The 19,244-nt window shown below is 53.5% G+C and carries 17 protein-coding genes; 11 read left to right on the forward strand and 6 right to left on the reverse strand.

Going from position 1 to position 19,244, the window contains the following annotated elements; translation table 11 throughout:
* Positions 1-152: 152 nt before the first annotated feature.
* A complete protein-coding gene (locus QQZ17_RS25445) occupies positions 153-584 on the forward strand; it encodes a nuclear transport factor 2 family protein (protein ID WP_152405469.1) in 432 nt (143 codons plus the stop codon).
* 148 nt (positions 585-732) lie between these two features.
* Here QQZ17_RS25445 and pgm read toward each other — a convergent pair whose 3' ends face one another.
* The gene (gene pgm / locus QQZ17_RS25450; RefSeq protein WP_152405470.1) at positions 733-2,373 is read right to left on the reverse strand and encodes a phosphoglucomutase (alpha-D-glucose-1,6-bisphosphate-dependent); all 1,641 of its coding nucleotides are present in this window, start codon (positions 2,371-2,373) and stop codon (positions 733-735) included.
* Positions 2,374-2,396: 23 nt separating this feature from the next.
* Positions 2,397-2,942, reverse strand: coding sequence for a replication initiation negative regulator SeqA (seqA, locus tag QQZ17_RS25455; RefSeq protein ID WP_152405471.1), 546 nt, complete (start codon positions 2,940-2,942; stop codon positions 2,397-2,399).
* Positions 2,943-3,132: 190 nt separating this feature from the next.
* Here seqA and ybfF point away from each other — a divergent pair, with 190 nt between their 5' ends.
* The 8 genes from ybfF (at position 3,133) to tcuC (ending at position 10,768) form a co-directional block, all read left to right on the forward strand.
* The gene (gene ybfF / locus QQZ17_RS25460) at positions 3,133-3,906 is read left to right on the forward strand and encodes an esterase (protein WP_152405472.1); all 774 of its coding nucleotides are present in this window, start codon (positions 3,133-3,135) and stop codon (positions 3,904-3,906) included.
* A 128-nt stretch (positions 3,907-4,034) separates the two neighbouring features.
* On the forward strand, positions 4,035-4,328 hold the full coding sequence (ybfE, locus tag QQZ17_RS25465) for a LexA regulated protein (RefSeq protein WP_044326665.1): 294 nt from the start codon (positions 4,035-4,037) through the stop codon (positions 4,326-4,328).
* Positions 4,329-4,477: 149 nt separating this feature from the next.
* Complete coding sequence (fldA, locus tag QQZ17_RS25470; RefSeq protein WP_152405473.1) at positions 4,478-5,008, forward strand: flavodoxin FldA; 531 nt, start codon at positions 4,478-4,480, stop codon at positions 5,006-5,008.
* Between the two features lie 280 nt (positions 5,009-5,288).
* Positions 5,289-5,735 (forward strand): ferric iron uptake transcriptional regulator, encoded by a 447-nt coding sequence (gene fur, locus QQZ17_RS25475; RefSeq protein WP_046477500.1) that lies wholly within the window; start codon positions 5,289-5,291, stop codon positions 5,733-5,735.
* Positions 5,736-5,865: 130 nt separating this feature from the next.
* The gene (tcuR, locus tag QQZ17_RS25480; protein ID WP_152405474.1) at positions 5,866-6,792 is read left to right on the forward strand and encodes a tricarballylate utilization LysR family transcriptional regulator TcuR; all 927 of its coding nucleotides are present in this window, start codon (positions 5,866-5,868) and stop codon (positions 6,790-6,792) included.
* 97 nt (positions 6,793-6,889) lie between these two features.
* On the forward strand, positions 6,890-8,293 hold the full coding sequence (gene tcuA, locus QQZ17_RS25485) for an FAD-dependent tricarballylate dehydrogenase TcuA (RefSeq protein WP_152405475.1): 1,404 nt from the start codon (positions 6,890-6,892) through the stop codon (positions 8,291-8,293).
* Entirely contained in the window at positions 8,280-9,419 is a 1,140-nt protein-coding gene (tcuB, locus tag QQZ17_RS25490) for a tricarballylate utilization 4Fe-4S protein TcuB (RefSeq protein WP_152405476.1), read from the forward strand. Before tcuA ends, tcuB begins: the two co-directional genes overlap by 14 nt.
* Before the next feature lie 53 nt (positions 9,420-9,472).
* On the forward strand, positions 9,473-10,768 hold the full coding sequence (gene tcuC / locus QQZ17_RS25495; RefSeq protein WP_152405477.1) for a tricarballylate/proton symporter TcuC: 1,296 nt from the start codon (positions 9,473-9,475) through the stop codon (positions 10,766-10,768).
* A 52-nt stretch (positions 10,769-10,820) separates the two neighbouring features.
* On the opposite strand, the gene chiQ is transcribed toward tcuC, so the two are convergent.
* The 4 genes from chiQ to nagE all read right to left on the reverse strand — a co-directional run bounded on the left by chiQ (position 10,821) and on the right by nagE (position 16,910).
* Positions 10,821-11,153 carry a ChiQ/YbfN family lipoprotein gene (chiQ, locus tag QQZ17_RS25500; protein WP_125368863.1) on the reverse strand — a complete coding sequence of 111 codons (333 nt, stop codon included), beginning with the start codon at positions 11,151-11,153 and terminating at the stop codon, positions 10,821-10,823.
* Positions 11,154-11,202: 49 nt separating this feature from the next.
* Positions 11,203-12,609, reverse strand: coding sequence for a chitoporin ChiP (gene chiP / locus QQZ17_RS25505; RefSeq protein WP_152405478.1), 1,407 nt, complete (start codon positions 12,607-12,609; stop codon positions 11,203-11,205).
* 428 nt (positions 12,610-13,037) lie between these two features.
* Entirely contained in the window at positions 13,038-14,705 is a 1,668-nt protein-coding gene (gene glnS, locus QQZ17_RS25510) for a glutamine--tRNA ligase (RefSeq protein ID WP_152405479.1), read from the reverse strand.
* Positions 14,706-14,894: 189 nt separating this feature from the next.
* Positions 14,895-16,910, reverse strand: a complete 2,016-nt coding sequence (gene nagE, locus QQZ17_RS25515) for an N-acetylglucosamine-specific PTS transporter subunit IIBC (protein ID WP_152405480.1) — start codon at positions 16,908-16,910, stop codon at positions 14,895-14,897.
* 326 nt (positions 16,911-17,236) lie between these two features.
* On the opposite strand from nagE, the gene nagB reads away from it, so the two are divergent.
* Together nagB and nagA are read left to right on the forward strand one after the other, a co-directional pair.
* Positions 17,237-18,037 carry a glucosamine-6-phosphate deaminase gene (gene nagB, locus QQZ17_RS25520; protein ID WP_152405481.1) on the forward strand — a complete coding sequence of 267 codons (801 nt, stop codon included), beginning with the start codon at positions 17,237-17,239 and terminating at the stop codon, positions 18,035-18,037.
* A 58-nt stretch (positions 18,038-18,095) separates the two neighbouring features.
* Positions 18,096-19,244, forward strand: coding sequence for an N-acetylglucosamine-6-phosphate deacetylase (nagA, locus tag QQZ17_RS25525; protein ID WP_152405482.1), 1,149 nt, complete (start codon positions 18,096-18,098; stop codon positions 19,242-19,244).

Below are 19,244 nucleotides of genomic sequence, written 5' to 3' on the forward strand. Positions count from 1 at the left end.
CGAGAACGTTTTTCACAGTCTGTGATGTTCATCATTAAAACATCGTTTTATTTTTAATGAATGCATGTTCTATTTACATCCTGAATGTTTCGACAGAATTTCATTAGGTTCAGGGGCCGACTGAGGCCAAAAATTTCTATCAGGAGATGAACATGAAAAAAGCATTTTGTATGGCGCTCTTGCTGTTAAGCAGCTCTTGCTTTGCACAGAGTACAGACGTTAAAGCGGTGACAGATGCCGTAGAAAGCATGCGTCAGGCGATGCTGAGCGGTGAAAAATCCAGTCTGGAAAAAGTGGGAACCGCCTCCCTGAGCTATGGCCATTCCAGCGGAAGAATTGAAAATAACGCCGAATTTGTTGACGCTATCGTGACAGGAAAATCACAATTCAAGACCTTAAATCTGAACGATCAGACTGTTCAGATTGATGGCGATGTCGCGATCGTCCGCCATATTCTGGAGGCGAAAACAAACGACAGCGGCAAACCAGGCGAAGTGAAAATCGGCGTGATGCTGGTGATGAAAAAAGACAGCGCGGGTGACTGGAAGTTATTAGCGCGTCAGGCGTATAAGCTCCCCCAATAACCACGCGAACTTCCAATATCGTGCGAGCGTAGGCCTGATAAGCGAAGCGCCTTCAGGCAATAAAACAACGCCGGATGGCAGCCTACGGGAAAGCGTGCGGGAATAGAAAAAGGAGCCAATCGGCTCCTTTTTAATGCGACTTTTTAACTCAGGCGTTTTTCAGCACTTCGCTGACAATTTCGACGGCTTCTTTCTCGATCTGCTTGCGATGCTCTTCACCGAGGAAGCTCTCGCAATAGATCTTGTACGCATCTTCCGTACCGGACGGACGCGCGGCGAACCAGCCGTTGTCGGTCATCACTTTCAGACCGCCAATCGACGCACCGTTACCCGGTGCTGCGGTCAGACGCGCAGTGATCGGGTCACCTGCCAGCGTGCTGGCGCTGACCATCTCCGGAGACAGTTTAGACAGCGCCGCCTTTTGTGCGGACGTTGCGCCTGCCTGCAGACGGTTGTAGCTCGGCGCGCCAAAACGGGCAGCAAGCTCGTTGTAGTGCTCCTGCGGGTTCTTCCCGGTGACGGCGGTAATTTCTGCCGCCAGAAGGCACATGATGATCCCGTCTTTATCGGTAGACCACGGCGTACCGTCGAAACGCAGGAAGGATGCCCCCGCGCTCTCTTCACCGCCAAAGCCGAAGCTGCCGTCAAACAGACCATCAACAAACCATTTAAAACCAACCGGGACTTCTACCAGTTTGCGACCCAGATCGTTAACCACGCGGTCGATCATGGCTGAAGAGACCAGCGTTTTACCGACGGCCACCTCTTTACCCCACTGCGGACGATGCTGGAACAGGTAGTTGATCGCCACCGCCAGATAGTGGTTCGGATTCATCAGCCCCGCCGGGGTGACAATACCGTGACGGTCATAATCGGGGTCGTTGGCGAACGCCAGGTCGAACTTGTCGCGCAGCGCGAGCAAACCGGCCATCGCACACTCAGACGAGCAGTCCATACGGATCGCGCCATCTTTATCGAGATGCATAAAACGGAAGGTTTGATCAACCTGATCGTTCACGATGGTCAGGTTCAGTTTGTAATGCTCCGCGATACGCTTCCAGTATTCAATACCGGAACCGCCCAGCGGATCCACGCCCAGCGTCAGACCGGCTTTCTGGATAGCAGCCATGTCGACGATGTCCGCCAGCCCTTCAACGAACGGCTGTACCAGGTCCTGTTCTTTGACATGACCGGACGCCAGCGCCGCATCCAGAGAAATACGTTTCACGCCTTTGAGGTCATCAGCCAGCAGCGCATTCGCGCGGTCTTCCACCACTTTCGTGACGTTAGTATCTGCCGGGCCACCGTTAGGCGGGTTGTATTTAATGCCGCCATCTTCCGGCGGGTTGTGGGACGGGGTAATGACAATACCGTCAGCCAGCGGGCCGCCTTTTTTGTTGTGGACCAGAATTGCATTCGATACTGCTGGCGTTGGGGTAAAACCGTTGTTCTCCTGAACAATCACGTCGACACCGTTCGCTGCGAGCACTTCCAGTACGGAGATAAACGCCGGTTCGGACAGCGCATGGGTGTCTTTACCCACATAGCACGGACCCGTAATGCCGTTTTTCGCACGCTCTTCCGCGATAGCCTGCGCAATCGCCAGAATGTGGGGCTCGTTGAAGCTATGACGACCTGCACTGCCACGGTGTCCGGAAGTGCCGAACTTCACCGCGTGTTCCGCATTTCCTTTTGCGGGCTTCAGTACATAGTATTGTGCCGTCAGTTGAGCGACGTTAATCAAATCACTTTGTTGCGCAGGCTTGCCTGCACGGTCGTGGATTGCCATTGCCTGGTCCTTTTCTGCATGGATTAAATTGTTCCGCAAACCTTTTCAATCAATTCCGCCGGGAATTGCATTGACTGCATGATGTGTTCGATCATGCTGCATTTACGGCCGGTGTTGGTGTTGGTGATCACCCAATAAGGCGTGCCGGGCACGTGTTTTGGTTTGGTTTGATTACCGTTTTTCAGTAGCGTCTGTTCATCAGCCGCAAAATAGACACGCGTACGGCCATGCAACGATTCCGTTGCTTCAGCAAACGCGTGTTGATCCAGTGTATAAAGTGTAGTCAGCACCAGCATAAAGCGGTTAACCGCTTTCTTCTGTTCCGCATATTCATCGGACAGAAGCAGTTCACGCATCGCGCGCACTTTATCTTTGACAAGATTGACGGGTTTCGCCTCTGCAACCACCGGTTGCGCAGTGCGAACCTCTTTTGTCACTGGCGTGACGGGCTGTGATGCGGCGGAAAACTTCAACATACGCCGTAAAATCTCGGATGCGCTCTCGCCGATATGCTTCGTGTGGCTGGCAATATAGCTATAGAGTTCATCATCAACTTCAATCGTTTTCATCTTAATCCAGTGCGGTGTCTTATCTGATCTGAAATACAAATCGTTGGGAGTATAGGGGCAAATCCCAACGGCGAATAGCGTCAAACCTGGCTGAACAAAAAACTCGGAGAAAACCGAAGTGGTTGCAGCCCAGTGGCAGAATGGTCAACATAATACCCTAACCCGACAGAGCGAAAAAAAGAACTTTGCCATGAAATTGAATATCCGAGCGCAATCCGCACAAAACCTGCACAATAATTCTCCCATCGTACTGGTTCACGGTTTATTTGGTAGTCTGGACAACCTGGGCGTGCTCGCACGCGACCTGGTGAACGACCATGACATCATCCAGGTCGATATGCGTAACCACGGTCTCTCTCCTCGCGACCCGGTGATGAACTACCCGGCGATGGCACAGGATCTGCTGGATACGCTGGAGGCACAACACATCGAAAAAGCCACCTTTATTGGTCACTCGATGGGCGGTAAAGCGGTAATGGCGCTCAGCGCGCTGGCCCCGGAACGCATCGATCGTTTAGTGGCAATAGATATCGCCCCGGTGGACTACCCTGTCCGCCGCCACGACGAAATTTTCGCTGCCATCAACGCGGTGACGGCATCAGAGGCAAAGACCCGCCAGCAGGCGGCTGCGGTCATGCGCGAATATCTTAATGAAGAAGGCGTGATTCAGTTTTTGCTGAAATCATATGTTGACGGCGAGTGGCGTTTTAACGTGCCGGTGCTGTGGGAACAATACCCGCATATCGTCGGCTGGGAGACGATTCCGGCCTGGGATCATCCGGCGCTGTTTATCCCCGGCGGCAACTCCCCTTATGTCACCGAGGCGTATCGCGCCGATTTACTGGCCCAGTTCCCACAGGCGCGTGCGCATGTGATTGCCGGGGCGGGTCATTGGGTGCATGCCGAAAAGCCGGAGGCGGTGCTGCGCGCCATCCGTCGTTATCTCAACGAGACGGCTAACTGATTAAAAACTCAGCGTCCGTGCGCGATTACACGTACGAACGTTGGCGCGCCTCATCCGCTGATGTATGATGGCGCGCTATCCATCCGGGCAGAGGCCTGGCTGATTGTTTCCCCGAAGTCACCAAAATCATGGCCAAAGAACAAACGGACCGTACGACACTAGATCTGTTCGCGCACGAGCGTCGCCCGGGACGACCGAAAACCAATCCGCTTTCGCGCGATGAACAACTGCGCATTAACAAGCGTAATCAGCTAAAACGCGACAAAGTTCGTGGTCTTAAGCGTGTCGAGCTCAAACTCAACGCGGAAGCCGTTGACGCGCTAAATGAGCTGGCGGAATCCCGGGAGATGAGCCGCAGCGAACTGATTGAAGAGATACTGATGGCCCAACTGGCGGCGCTACGCGGCCAGGATCTCGCCTGAAATCACCCCATTCCCCACTTTCGTGTAGCATGGAGTGCACTCGTATGCGTTTGCTATTTCCGCATACCTGACTGTTCTGCTATGATTGCCGTTATCTGTGGGCAACTCGCCACCACCATTTCAATAAGTTTCAAGAGGTTACTTTACTCATGGCAATCACTGGCATCTTTTTCGGCAGCGACACCGGGAATACCGAAAATATCGCAAAAATGATTCAAAAACAGCTTGGTAAAGACGTTGCCGATGTGCATGACATTGCAAAAAGCAGCAAGGAAGATCTCGAAGGCTATGACATTCTGCTGCTTGGTATCCCAACCTGGTACTACGGTGAAGCGCAGTGCGACTGGGACGACTTCTTCCCGACCCTCGAAGACATTGATTTTAACGGCAAACTGGTTGCGCTGTTTGGCTGCGGCGATCAGGAAGACTATGCTGAATACTTCTGCGACGCGTTAGGCACAATCCGCGATATCATTGAGCCGCGCGGCGCAACCATCGTGGGTCACTGGCCGACCGCAGGCTATCATTTTGAAGCGTCCAAAAGTCTGGCGGATGACGACCATTTTGTCGGTCTGGCGATTGACGAAGACCGTCAGCCGGAACTGACCGCCGAGCGCGTGGAAAAATGGGTGAAGCAGATTTCTGAAGAACTGCACCTCGACGACATCATTAACGCCTGATGTACGGCGGCGCAGACAATGTTTGCGCCGCATCAATAGACAGAACCAATCAAAATAATTGCTACAAATTTGTAACTTTCTTGCCCATCCCTGTACAATGTGCGGGAGTTTTTAGGTGGCGCTCTCATTTCCAGGCAATACCGACTATTTATTAACATTTGCCAGAGGCTTGCGGTTTTCATTTAGACACGGCAGTCCTATAATGAAACGCATTATCTCGAGTGCAATTTCTGTCACTTCTTGTATGAAGTGAATCGTTTAGCAACAGGACAGATTCCGCATGACTGACAACAATACCGCATTAAAGAAGGCTGGCCTGAAAGTAACGCTTCCTCGTTTAAAGATCCTGGAAGTTCTTCAGGAACCGGAAAACCATCACGTCAGTGCGGAAGATTTATATAAACGACTGATCGACATGGGTGAAGAAATTGGTCTGGCGACCGTGTATCGCGTGCTGAACCAGTTTGACGACGCCGGGATCGTTACCCGCCACAATTTTGAAGGCGGTAAATCCGTTTTCGAGCTGACCCAGCAGCATCATCACGATCACCTTATTTGCCTCGATTGCGGCAAAGTGATCGAATTCAGTGATGATTCTATTGAAGCGCGTCAGCGTGAGATCGCGGCGAAGCATGGCATTCGTCTGACGAATCATAGCCTTTATCTGTACGGCCACTGCGCTGAAGGCGATTGTCGCGAAGACGAACACGCGCACGACGCGAAATAATTTGTATTATTCTGAAAAGCCAACCTGCCGGTTGGCTTTTTTTATGCGTGTTATTCCCCACGCCGCGCTTTCTTCTGACAGCATGTTGCTTTAATGTAAAATCTCACCCTGCCTTGTCCGGAGAATCGAAATGGAACTTCGCCAGCTACGTTATTTTGTCCGTATTGTGGAAACCGGGAGTATGGGCAGCGCGGCGCTCGATCTCGACATCGGCGTTTCCGCGCTCAGCCAGCAGATGACACGACTGGAAAACGAACTCGCGATTCGTCTGTTGCAGCGAACCTCACGTGGCGTAACGCCAACCAACGCCGGTCTGGCCTTTTACTCACAGGCGCAACTGGCGCTGCGTCACGCTGATGACGCCATTCTGGCCGCGCGCGATGCGCGTCTGTCCGGACACGTCAGTGTCGGCATGGCCCCCAGCACGGCCTCTGTCCTGGGAATGCCGTTTATTCATGCTATGCGGGAACATTACGCCGACGTACGCTTGCATGTGGTGGAAAGCCTCTCGGGCAATCTGGAACGGATGATCAACACCCGTCAGATTGATCTGGCCGTCGTTTTTCAAAAAGAGAAGATCCTGCGCTGGAGCGCCAGGCCGGTTCTCGAAGAGCGGCTTTTTCTGATTGGCACGCACGAGCTGCTGGCGGATATTCAGGATGACATCATAACCCCTGCTCAACTGGCGAATATTCCCCTGATCATGCCCAGCCTAGGTCACGGACTGCGCGGCCGACTGGAGGCCATCTGCCAGGAACACGGACTAAAGGTTGATATCGCCACGGAAATTGACGGCCTGACGTTACTGATGCATGCCGTTCGCAGCGGACTCGGTGCCACGCTGCAACCCGGAGCTGCCATTTCGCACCTTGAGAGAGACGCGCTAAGAGTGATCGGTGTCCACAATCCTGTACTTAGCCGCCCCAATTTTCTGGTCAGCCTGTCTGACGATGAACTCACCCCCGCCGGGCTCGCCGCCCGCGTGATGCTCACAAAAGTCATGCGTGAACTTGTTGAAACCGGCTGTTGGCCGGGTGCAACCCTTTACGCTCACTAAACAGGTCTTTAGCTTTTCGTCATAGCGCCCATACAACCCGTACGTATACATTTCAATTACAAATTTAACAAATAGTTAAATGGTAATGGAGTATACGATGGTGGATGTACTGGTGATTGGCGGCGGTAATGCCGCGTTATGTGCCGCCTTAACCGCTCGCGAGGCAGGAGCCTCCGTGTTGCTGTTAGAGGCTGCACCACGGGAATGGCGCGGCGGCAATTCTCAACATACGCGCAATTTACGATGCATGCACGATGCGCCACAGGATGTGCTGGTCGAGAGTTATCCCGAAGAGGAATTCTGGCAGGATCTCTGGCGTGTCACGGAAGGCAACACCAATGAAGCGCTGGCGCGTCTGGTGATCCGCACCTCATCGCAGTGTCGTGACTGGATGCGCCAGCACGGTGTTAACTTTCAGCCTCCACTCTCTGGCGCACTGCACGTGGCGCGTACCAATGCCTTCTTCATGGGCGGCGGTAAAGCCCTCGTGAACGCCTATTACCGCAGCGCAGAAAAGCTGGGGGTTCAGATTCGCTACAACTCGCCGGTACAGGCGCTTGAATTGCGCAACGGTGAATTCGTCGCCGCCCTGGCAGGGAACGAGCGCATTGAGGCCAAAGCCTGCGTCCTCGCCGCTGGCGGGTTTGAATCCAACCGCGAATGGCTGCGCGAGGCCTGGGGGGAAAACGCGCGTGGCGAATGGCCGGCCGATAACTTCCTCATTCGCGGCACCCGCTTTAATCAGGGCGTCTTGCTCAGATTTATGATCGATGCCGGGGCTGACATCATCGGCGATCCGTCCCAGTCCCACTGTGTTGCCATTGATGCCCGAGCCCCGCTGTATGACGGCGGCATTTGTACCCGCGTGGATTGCGTCTCGCTTGGCGTGGTGGTCAATCGGGACGCGGAGCGCTTTTACGATGAAGGCGAAGATTTCTGGCCGAAACGGTATGCCATCTGGGGGCGTCTGGTTGCCCACCAGCCCGGCCAGATTGGCTACTCCATTATCGATAGCAAAGCGATCGGCCACTTTATGCCGCCGGTTTTCCCGGGTGCGCAAGCCAACACGCTGGGTGAACTGGCCCGCCAGCTGGGGCTGGATACCGAACGCTTTACCCATACCGTGGAGCAGTACAACCAGGCCTGTCAACCGGGCCAGTTTGATCACACAACGCTGGATAACTGCGCGACGCAGAACCTGACGCCACCCAAAACCCACTGGGCGCGGCCTATCGATACACCACCCTACTACGGCTATGCCCTGCGTCCGGGGATCACCTTTACCTATCTGGGACTGAAAGTGAATGCACACGCTGCGGTCCACTTCGCTGGTGCCCCCAGCCGTAACCTGTTCGTTGCCGGTGAGATGATGGCAGGCAACGTGCTGGGCAAGGGTTATACCGCCGGTGTCGGCATGTCCATCGGCACCACGTTCGGGCGGATCGCAGGGAAAGAAGCCGCACGGGCGGCACGTAAGGAGGCGCGCCATGAAGCAGCTTGAAAAATTGATTATTGAAGCCAAAATTCTCACCGAGCCGGAGGCGGAAGTCGAGCGGGTGATGCAGGTTTGTAACGCCTGCCGCTATTGCGAAGGGTTTTGCGCCGTGTTTCCGGCAATGACTCAACGACTGGAATTCGGCAAAGCCGACATCAACTATCTTGCTAACCTGTGTCATAACTGCGGCGCCTGCTTACATGCCTGCCAGTATGCCCCGCCGCATGAGTTTGCTCTCAACGTGCCGAAAGCGATGGCGGAAGTACGCCTGGAGACCTATCAACATTACGCACAGCCTGCGGCCTTTGGCGCACTGTATCGCCGGGCAGGCGTCACCGTGACGCTGGCGCTGGTCTTTAGTCTGATCCTCTTTTTACTCCTCGCGATGGGGCTGAAAGGATCGCTGCGCCACCCACCGCTGGCCGGTGATTTCTACCAAATCTTCCCGCACAACCTGCTGGCATGGATGTTTGGTTCCGTTTTCGTTCTGGCGATCGGTTTACTGATGGCGGGCGTGATCCGCTTCTGGCGTGAGATATCGCCGGTCGGGCCACGTCCGGCGGAAATTGCCGAAGCCTCGCACAATGCGCTGACGCTGAAATACCTCGACGGCGGACATGGCAAAGGCTGCAACGACGCTGACGACGCCTTTACGCTGATGCGCCGTCGTTTCCATCATTTCACCTTCTACGGCTTTATGCTCTGTTTCGCCGCGACCGTGGTGGCGACCGGCTACCACTATTTTGCCGGATGGGAAGCCCCCTACCCGTTCTTTAGCGTGCCGGTCATGCTTGGCACGCTCGGAGGCGTCGGTTTAGTCGTCGGTCCGGCAGGCCTGCTGTGGCTAAACCTTAAGCGTTCGCCTCTGCATGGTGACGCGCGGCAGAAACCAATGGATCGCGGATTTATTTTACTGCTGCTACTGACCAGCCTGACCGGTCTGGGCTTGCTGGCGGGAAGAGACACCTCATGGATGGGGATCCTGCTTGCCATCCATCTTGGCGTGGTCATGGCACTTTTTTTGACCATTCCGTACGGAAAATTTGCCCACGGATTTTACCGCTGCGCGTCTTTACTCAAATGGGCGATTGAGAAGCGACGCGGAAAACAGGCGGGGGTCGCAGGCGACTGACCCGCAAACTCTTACCTCTATAAATATTATGATAAGACAGTGGAGCAACCTCAATGACTCAACAACCATCGCGCGCCGGCACGTTCGGCGCAATACTGCGTGTGACCAGCGGTAATTTTCTCGAACAGTTCGATTTTTTTCTGTTTGGTTTTTATGCCACCTATATCGCAAAGACGTTTTTTCCTGCCGAAAGTGAGTTCGCCAGCCTCATGCTTACTTTTGCCGTTTTTGGCTCCGGCTTTTTAATGCGTCCCATCGGGGCGGTAATACTGGGGGCATATATCGACAGGATCGGCCGGCGTAAAGGACTGATGGTCACTCTTGCAATCATGGGCTGCGGCACGCTGCTGATAGCCCTCGTTCCGGGTTATCAGACCATCGGCCTGCTGGCCCCCGCGCTGGTCCTGCTGGGGCGCTTGTTACAGGGATTCTCTGCCGGCGTCGAACTGGGTGGCGTCTCTGTTTATCTTTCTGAAATTGCAACGCCTGGCAACAAAGGCTTTTACACCAGTTGGCAATCGGCCAGTCAACAGGTCGCGATCGTTGTCGCCGCGCTGATTGGCTACGGCCTGAATGTCACGCTGGGACACGATGAGATCTCTGAATGGGGTTGGCGAATCCCGTTCTTTATTGGCTGTATGATTATTCCGCTGATTTTTGTTCTTCGACGTTCACTACAGGAAACTGAAGCCTTTTTACAACGTAAGCACCGCCCCGACACCCGGGAGATTTTTACCACCATCGTTAAAAACTGGCGCATCATCACCGCAGGTACCTTACTGGTGGCGATGACGACCACGACCTTTTATTTTATTACCGTTTATACCCCTACATACGGGAGAGCCGTTTTGAACCTGAGCGCGCGTGACAGCCTGATAGTCACCATGCTGGTGGGGATTTCTAACTTCATCTGGCTGCCAATTGGCGGCGCCATCTCTGACCGGATTGGGCGTCGCCCGGTGCTGATGGGCATCACTTTGCTCGCCCTGATCACCACCTGGCCGGTAATGAACTGGCTTACCGCCGCCCCGGATTTCACCCGTATGACGCTGGTGCTGCTCTGGTTCTCGTTCTTCTTCGGCATGTACAACGGCGCGATGGTTGCCGCACTGACCGAAGTGATGCCGATTTATGTGCGAACCGTGGGGTTTTCGCTGGCCTTTAGCCTCGCCACGGCGATTTTCGGCGGCCTGACGCCCGCTATTTCCACGGCGCTGGTCCAGTTGACCGGCGATAAGAGTTCTCCGGGTTGGTGGCTCATGTGCGCAGCGCTCTGTGGACTCGTCGCAACCGCAATGCTGTTTGTCCGTCTCAGCCGCGGTTATCAGACGGCAGAGAATAAGCTCTGAAACGCAAACGGGCGGAGAAATCTCTCCGCCCGTTTTATGTTGTTTCTGACGCTTACTTCGCCGTATTGTTGCTGCGAATTTCCTGCCAGATCTTATCGCAATCGGCTTTCACGGCCTGATCGTTACCGGTGCGCGTCGCCTGAATACACTGCTGGTAATCCAGCACCCTTACACTCTCCTGATTCGCAAACTGCTGATGCTGTTTCTCTTTTTTCAGCACATTCAACACGCTCTGACAGGCTTCGATTTTCTCTGGCGAACCCTGCGCCGTATTGATACAGGCGCTGTACGCCTCTTTCAACCGGCTGTCTTCTTTCGGGGCCGTTGACGGCGCGCAGGCCACCAGTCCCGAGGCCATCACGGCGATGAGTATCAGTTTTTTCATAGCATGGTCCTCAACGGTGCGGCAGGCGCAGGGCCTGCCGCTGTTGGCATTAGAAGATGGTGAACGGCGCAATCACGATGAACTTCACGTCGCGCTCATCCTGGAAGATGTTGCCATAACCGCCACCCCAGCTCGGGATGTTGGAGTGGTTGTCATATTCGGTGAAGTGCAGTTTAAACATGGTGCCTTTCGCACGACCGTCCTGCAGCGTATAGACTGCATCCAGGCTGTAAGATGACTCTTCGATGGTACGGTTTTTGTCGTAGTACGCATCCGGGCTGCTCTGCCAGGTAGACGGTTTCGCGTCCCAGGCATACACATAAGAAGCCCCGACCGCCCAGCCAGGCAGATTCCAGTTCTTCAGGTCATACATTGCACCGAAGAAGACCGCTTTTTCACCGTTGGCGTTGAAGTCCGAACGGTTATCCCACCAGATATCCAGACGACCGTTGGATGACGCATAGGTCGGTGTCATACGTTGCAGGAAGAACCCTTGCTGACCATCGGCCTTAACCCAGGTCCCTTCCAGACGCAGGTCAACAACTTCCGCCACCTTGTAGCCGAAGGTCAACGCCTGCAGCCAGGCCGTACCGTCATAAATGTCGCTGGCACTGCGGTCATCGACTTTGTCACGCGCCCCGTAGAACTGGTAGCTGGTGGAGAACGGATTGCCACCTAAATCGAACTTGTAGCTGGCTTTGGCGAAGTACTGATCGACATAGCCTTCGGACTGACCAAATGCCGCTTCCAGCACCAGGTCATTTTTGAAATCATATTTTGCGCCGACAGAGTGGAGATAATCGACTTTGGTCTTTTTATCGCCCTGGTAGAATTTATCGACTTCGGTGTGCCACGGCGCTTTATATTCATTGGCCCACATGTAGGAGAAGCTCAGTGCGCCCGCGTCGCCGTAATCAAAGTTAGCGCCAGCTTCGGCACCCTGATAGGTACCCGGCATAAAGCTCCAGTGCGGCGCTAACAGCGTTTGACCGGTAGGTTGAATATAACCGGCACGTGCCCAGGCGGGACCATATTTGAATTTCGCGGCGGCCTTATACAAACTAATTCCGCTCTTATCACCGGAGTAGTCTTCGTCATAGCCTTTGTTCTTTTTCGAGAAAGCGATTTCGTTTGGATGTCCGCTGTCGCCGTTTTCCGCCATTTCAATTGCAGTAAACGCCGCCACATCGAGACCAAACATATCCGCCGCATAGCCGGACTGGAAATCCAGGTTGGCGTTCCAGGTCGCGTGAGAGAGGTTAGTTTTGTATTTGTCGTCGTCGGTGACATCTTTACGGTCGCGCTCACGCTGCCAGTAATAGATGCCGCCGGTCAGGGTTGAATCATCGAAAAAGCCTTCGGCCTGTGCCTGCGGAACAACGACCAGACCCGACAGTGCTGTGATACCGGCGATAGCCAACGCCAGCGCACTACGTTTGCCACTAAACGTACGCATATGTTAATCCTCTTTGACGTATAAATTGCTGTTGCCAAAGGCAAAACAGCGAAAAAAATAAAAATTTAAAAGTAGCTGTGAGAGAAACCTCACTGACTACAGTGATAGACTATTTTTCGCGACGCGAATTATCAATCTCTTTCTGTAACGAGAATGTAAGAGTATGAGCAACCGCACATATTTCATCGCTTTCTGTTACATTTCATTCATTGGTTAATAAATGACAGTAAATATAAAAATTTTCTATGTTTTCCAGAAAGATGAAAGCTATTTCTTGTCATAAGCGGTTTATTACATAAGTTAGCGAAAACAAGCGTTTGTTAATGGCTTTATTTTTTGAATGGGAATTAATTCGCTTCGCAAAGTGAGATTTATCGGCGAAAAAAAACGCCGCAGAGTGCGGCGTTTGAAAGGGTCGTTGCGACGGCTTATTCGCCGACTTTCGCCCAGGTGTCACGCAGGCCAACGGTGCGGTTAAACACCAGTTTCTCTGCGCTGGCATAACGGCAGTCCAGGCAGAAGTAACCTTCGCGCTCAAACTGGTACGCTTTCCCTGCTACCGCAGCTTTCAGCGACGGCTCAGCAAAACCCTGTTTGATCACCAGTGATTCCGGGTTCATCACGGACAGGAAGTCTTCCGCAGCCCCCGGGTTTGGTACGCTGAACAGACGATCGTAGAGACGGATCTCTACCGGCAGCGCGTGTGCGGCGCTAACCCAGTGGATAACGCCCTTCACTTTACGTCCGTCGGCCGGATCTTTGCTCAACGTATCCGCATCATAGGTACAGAAGATAGTGGTGATATTGCCTTCAGCATCTTTTTCCACGCGTTCTGCTTTCACCACGTAGGCGTTACGCAGGCGCACTTCTTTGCCCATCACCAGGCGCTTGTACTGCTTGTTGGCTTCTTCGCGGAAGTCAGCGCGATCAATCCAGATTTCACCGCTGAACGGAACCTCACGCGTGCCCATTTCCGGTTTGTTCGGATGGTTAGGCATGGTGACCATTTCGCTTTCACCCTGCGGGTAGTTCTCAATAACCAGTTTTACCGGATCGATAACCGCCATCGCACGCGGCGCGTTTTCGTTCAGATCTTCGCGGATACAGGATTCCAGCGACGCCATTTCGATCGTATTGTCCTGCTTGGTCACGCCAATGCGTTTGCAGAATTCACGGATTGCCGCCGCGGTATAGCCGCGACGACGCAGACCGGAGATGGTCGGCATACGCGGATCGTCCCAGCCTTCTACATGTTTGTCAGTCACCAGCAGGTTCAGCTTACGCTTGGACATCACGGTGTATTCCAGATTCAGGCGCGAGAATTCATACTGGCGCGGGTGAACCGGAATGGAGATGTTGTCCAGCACCCAGTCGTACAGACGACGGTTGTCCTGGAACTCGAGCGTACACAGTGAGTGGGTAATGCCTTCCAGCGCGTCGCTGATGCAGTGGGTGAAGTCATACATCGGGTAGATGCACCACTTGTTGCCGGTCTGATGGTGCTCAGCAAATTTAATGCGGTACAGAACCGGATCGCGCATCACGATAAACGGCGATGCCATGTCGATCTTCGCACGCAGACAGGCTTTACCTTCTTCAAAGCCGCCCGTACGCATTTTTTCGAACAGTGCGAGGTTCTCTTCGATGCTGCGATCGCGGAACGGACTGTTTTTGCCTGGCTGAGTCAGCGTGCCACGGTATTCGCGGATCTGCTCCGGCGTCAGTTCATCGACATACGCCAGACCTTTGTTGATCAGTTCAACCGCATAGGCGTGCAGCTGATCAAAGTAATCGGAAGAGTAGCGAACGTCGCCAGCCCAGTGAAAACCTAACCACTCAACGTCGTTTTTGATCGAATCAACGTACTCGATATCTTCTTTTACCGGATTGGTGTCATCGAAACGCAGGTTGCACTGGCCCTGGTAATCTTGCGCGATACCAAAGTTCAGGCAGATAGATTTCGCGTGGCCAATGTGCAGATAGCCATTTGGCTCCGGCGGAAAACGGGTATGGATCGTGGTGTGCTTACCACTGGCCAGATCTTCATCGATGATCTGACGAATAAAGTTACTCGGGCGGGCTTCAGCCTCACTCATCGTGGATTCCTCAAAGCGTAAACAACGTATAACGGCATATGATCTTATAAGCCGGACAGACTGACAACCTTTAGTTACTGAAAAAGTGGTGTTGAAGAAAAATAGGAGGGAATTTGCTGCAAAAAAAAGCGGCGGAGGTTTTCCCCCGCCGCTTCATGTTGTCGGATGGCGGCTTACGCCTTATCCAACCTACCCTTTAATGTCATACAGTGGCGTTTGACCGGCAACCACATGACCGTCGGCTTTGATCACCAGGCCGCTGAAGTCGTCGATGTTGCTGCACACCACAGGACTTATCATGGAGCGCGCGTTCGCGTTCAGGTAGTCCAGATCCATTTCCAGAATCGGCTGACCAGCAGTCACTTCCGCGCCCTCTTCCACCAGACGCTTGAAGCCCTGGCCGTTCAACGCGACGGTATCGATACCCATGTGGACAACGATTTCCGCGCCTTTCTCGGTTTCCAGGCAGAACGCATGGTTGGTGTTGAAGATTTTCACAATGGTGCCCGCTGCCGGAGAAACCACGGTTTTATCCGTTGGTTTTACCGCAACGCCGTCGCCTACCGCTTTGCTGGCGAACGCTTCGTCAGGCACCTGCTCCAGCGCAACCACATCACCGGTCACTGGCGAGACCAGTTCAGCAATGGTCACCGCATTCGGCACCGCCTGCGGTTTTGCCGCCGCCTGGGCAGCAGGTGCAGCAGAGGCTTCAGCCGCCGCAACCGGTCCCGTTGTTTTCATCGCGTTGGCGATTTTCTCAGCCACGAAGCCGACAATAATCTGCACGCTGGTTTTGTTCAGACGAATCACACCAGAAGCACCCAGACGTTTCGCCAGGCTTTCATTCACCAGCGACGAGTCTTTTACGCTCAGACGCAGACGGGTGATGCAGGCATCGATACCGGTGAGGTTGTCAGAACCGCCGATGGCTGCGATGTACTGACGCGCCAGGGCTGAAACGTCTTGTTCTTTATCGCTGCTCACATTCAGGTCCTGACCATCCGCTTCGCTGCCAGCCACGGCCAGTTCGCGACCCGGAGTCATCAGGTTGAATTTGGTGATAACGAAACGGAACACCACGTAGTAGATGGCAAAGAACACCAGACCTTGTGGGATCAGCATCCACCACTGGGTTGCCAGCGGGTTACGGGAAGAAAGCACCATATCCACCAGACCCGCACTGAAGCCGAAGCCGGCAATCCAATGCATGCTCGCCGCGATGAATACGGAGATACCGGTCAGGACAGCGTGAATCACATACAGAACCGGCGCAACGAACATGAAGGAGAATTCCAGCGGTTCGGTGATACCCGTAAAGAACGCCGCAAACGCACCGGCCATCATGATACCCAGCACTTTCGCCTTGTTCTCAGGACGCGCGCAGTGGTAGATAGCCAGCGCCGCACCCGGCAGACCAAACATCATGATCGGGAAGAAGCCCGCCTGATAACGACCGGTAATCCCCACAACTGCTTTGCCCGATTCGATAGACTGGGCACCGCCGAGGAAGTTAGGAATGTCGTTAATCCCCGCAACGTCAAACCAGAATACGGAGTTCAGCGCGTGGTGCAGACCCACCGGAATCAACAGACGGTTGAAGAAGGCGTAGATACCCGCACCGGTTGATCCCAGCTTCTGAATATGCTCACCGAAGTTCACCAGACCGTCGAAAATCACCGGCCAGATGTACATCATGATGAACGCGACGATGATCATCACGAAAGAGGTGAGGATCGGCACCAGACGGCGACCGCTGAAGAAGGAGAGCGCTTTCGGCAGTTCGACGCTGCTAAAGCGGTTGTACAGCTCGGCAGAGATAATACCAACGAGGATACCCACGAACTGGTTGCTGATCTTACCGAAAGCGGCAGGAACCTGGTCAGCAGGGATCTTCTGAATCATGGAAACCGCAGCCGGAGAACAGAGTGTGGTCAACACCAGGAAGCCCACAAAACCGGTCAGCGCCGCAGCACCGTCTTTATCTTTGGACATACCGTAAGCCACACCGATAGCAAACAGCACGGACATGTTATCGATAATGGCGGAGCCGGACTTAATGAAGAACGCCGCAAGTGCGTTATCTCCACCCCAACCTACCGGGTCGATCCAGTAGCCGACCCCCATCAATATTGCCGCCGCTGGCAGCGTGGCGACCGGCACCATTAGCGCACGGCCAACCTTTTGCAGATAACCTAGAATACTCACTTTCTTCCCCCTTTGAGACCCCGTTAAGGCTCGCTTTAAGCTGTGTTTTTATTTTGTCACTAACTTATTGAAATTCAGTTGTTGCTTTACTGGCATTGTGAGTGTGTAAAAATTTAATTCGTATCGCAAATTAAAAGCGTGTTTTTTGTGAGTTTAGTCACCAAATATCGTTATTATCACTCCCTTTTACTGGCTATGTGGGAAAACTTATTTTATCATTCAAAAAATCAAGACAGATTGACCCAACCGATGCATGCCAGGTTACGCTTTACTATGCACCGACGCGCAATCCGTCAACGGCTTACATTTACTTTCTGAGGTGAAGAATGAGACTGATTCCCCTGACTTCCGCTGAACAGGTCGGCAAATGGGCTGCACGCCATATCGTTAACCGCATCAATACGTTCAAACCGACAGCCGATCGTCCGTTTGTGCTGGGTCTGCCGACGGGCGGCACGCCGCTGACTGCGTATAAAGCCTTAGTCGAAATGCACAAAGCGGGCCAGGTTAGCTTCAAACATGTCGTGACGTTCAACATGGACGAATATGTCGGCCTGCCAAAAGAGCATCCGGAAAGCTACCACAGCTTCATGCATCGTAATTTCTTTGACCACGTTGATATTCCAGCAGAAAACATCAACCTGCTCAACGGCAACGCGCCAGATATCGACGCCGAGTGCCGCCAGTATGAAGAAAAAATCCGTTCCTACGGTAAAATCCACCTGTTCATGGGCGGCGTGGGTAATGACGGCCATATCGCGTTTAACGAACCCGCTTCTTCGCTGGCCTCTCGTACCCGAATCAAAACCCTGACGCATGATACCCGTGTGGCAAACTCTCGTTTCTTTGACGGCGATGTGGCTCAGGTACCGAAATACGCACTGACCGTTGGCGTGGGTACTCTACTGGATGCCGAAGAAGTGATGATTCTGGTGCTGGGCCATCAGAAAGCACAGGCGCTGCAGGCTGCGGTTGAAGGTAATGTTAACCACATGTGGACCATCAGCTGTCTGCAACTGCATCCGAAAGCGGTTGTGGTGTGTGATGAGCCGTCCACGATGGAACTGAAAGTTAAGACACTGAAATATTTCAACGAGTTAGAAGCAGAGAATATTAAAGGTCTGTAATGTAGTCTCCGCCCTGCCACCGTGTTCAGGGCGGCATTTTTTGAAATCGGGGGTCGGAATGTATGCTTTAACCCAGGGTCGGATCTTTACCGGCCACGAAATTCTTGATGACCATGCGATTGTTGTCGCCAATGGCCTGATTGACCGCGTTTGCCCTGTGGCAGAACTGCCGCCAGAGATCGAACAACGTTCAGTGAACGGGGCCATTCTTTCCCCCGGCTTTATCGATGTCCAGCTTAACGGTTGCGGCGGCGTGCAGTTTAACGACACCGCAGAAGCTGTCACCGTTGAAACGCTGGAAATCATGCAGAAGGCCAACGAGAAATCGGGCTGCACCAACTATCTGCCTACGCTGATTACCACCAGCGACGATCTCATGAAACAAGGTGTTCGCGTGATGCGTGAATACCTTGCGAAACATCCGAATCAGGCGCTGGGTCTACATCTGGAAGGCCCCTGGCTAAACCTGGTGAAAAAAGGGACGCACAATCCGCGTTTTGTCCGTCAGCCTGACGCTGCGCTGGTTGATTTCCTGTGCGATAATGCCGACGTTATCACCAAAGTGACGCTGGCGCCGGAAATGGTCCCGGCGGAAGTGATCGGTAAGCTGGCGAACGCCGGGATTGTGGTCTCTGCCGGTCACTCGAACGCCACGCTGAAAGAAGCGAAGGCCGGATTCCGTGCAGGTATCACCTTTGCCACGCATTTGTTCAACGCCATGCCGTATATCACCGGACGTGAGCCGGGTCTGGCGGGCGCGATCCTGGATGAAGCCGACATTTATTGCGGCGTGATTGCAGATGGTCTGCACGTTGATTATGCCAACATCCGCAACGCCAAACGACTGAAGGGCGACAAACTGTGCCTGGTGACAGATGCGACTGCGCCGGCAGGGGCAAATATTGAACAGTTCATTTTTGCTGGTAAAACAATATACTACCGCAATGGACTTTGTGTAGACGAAAACGGGACGCTGAGCGGTTCATCATTAACCATGATTGAAGGCGTGCGTAACCTGGTTGAACATTGCGGCATTGCACTCGACGAAGTGCTGCGCATGGCGACCCTCTACCCTGCGCGCGCCATCGGTGTTGAGAAACACCTCGGCAGTATCGCGGCGGGTAAAGTGGCAAACCTGACCGCTTTCACACACGACTTTAAAATCATCAAGACCATCGTTAATGGTGACGAGGTCGTTACTGAGTAA

This window comes from Citrobacter sp. T1.2D-1 (assembly GCF_950098555.1).
GTDB classification, from domain to species: domain Bacteria; phylum Pseudomonadota; class Gammaproteobacteria; order Enterobacterales; family Enterobacteriaceae; genus Citrobacter_A; species Citrobacter_A telavivensis.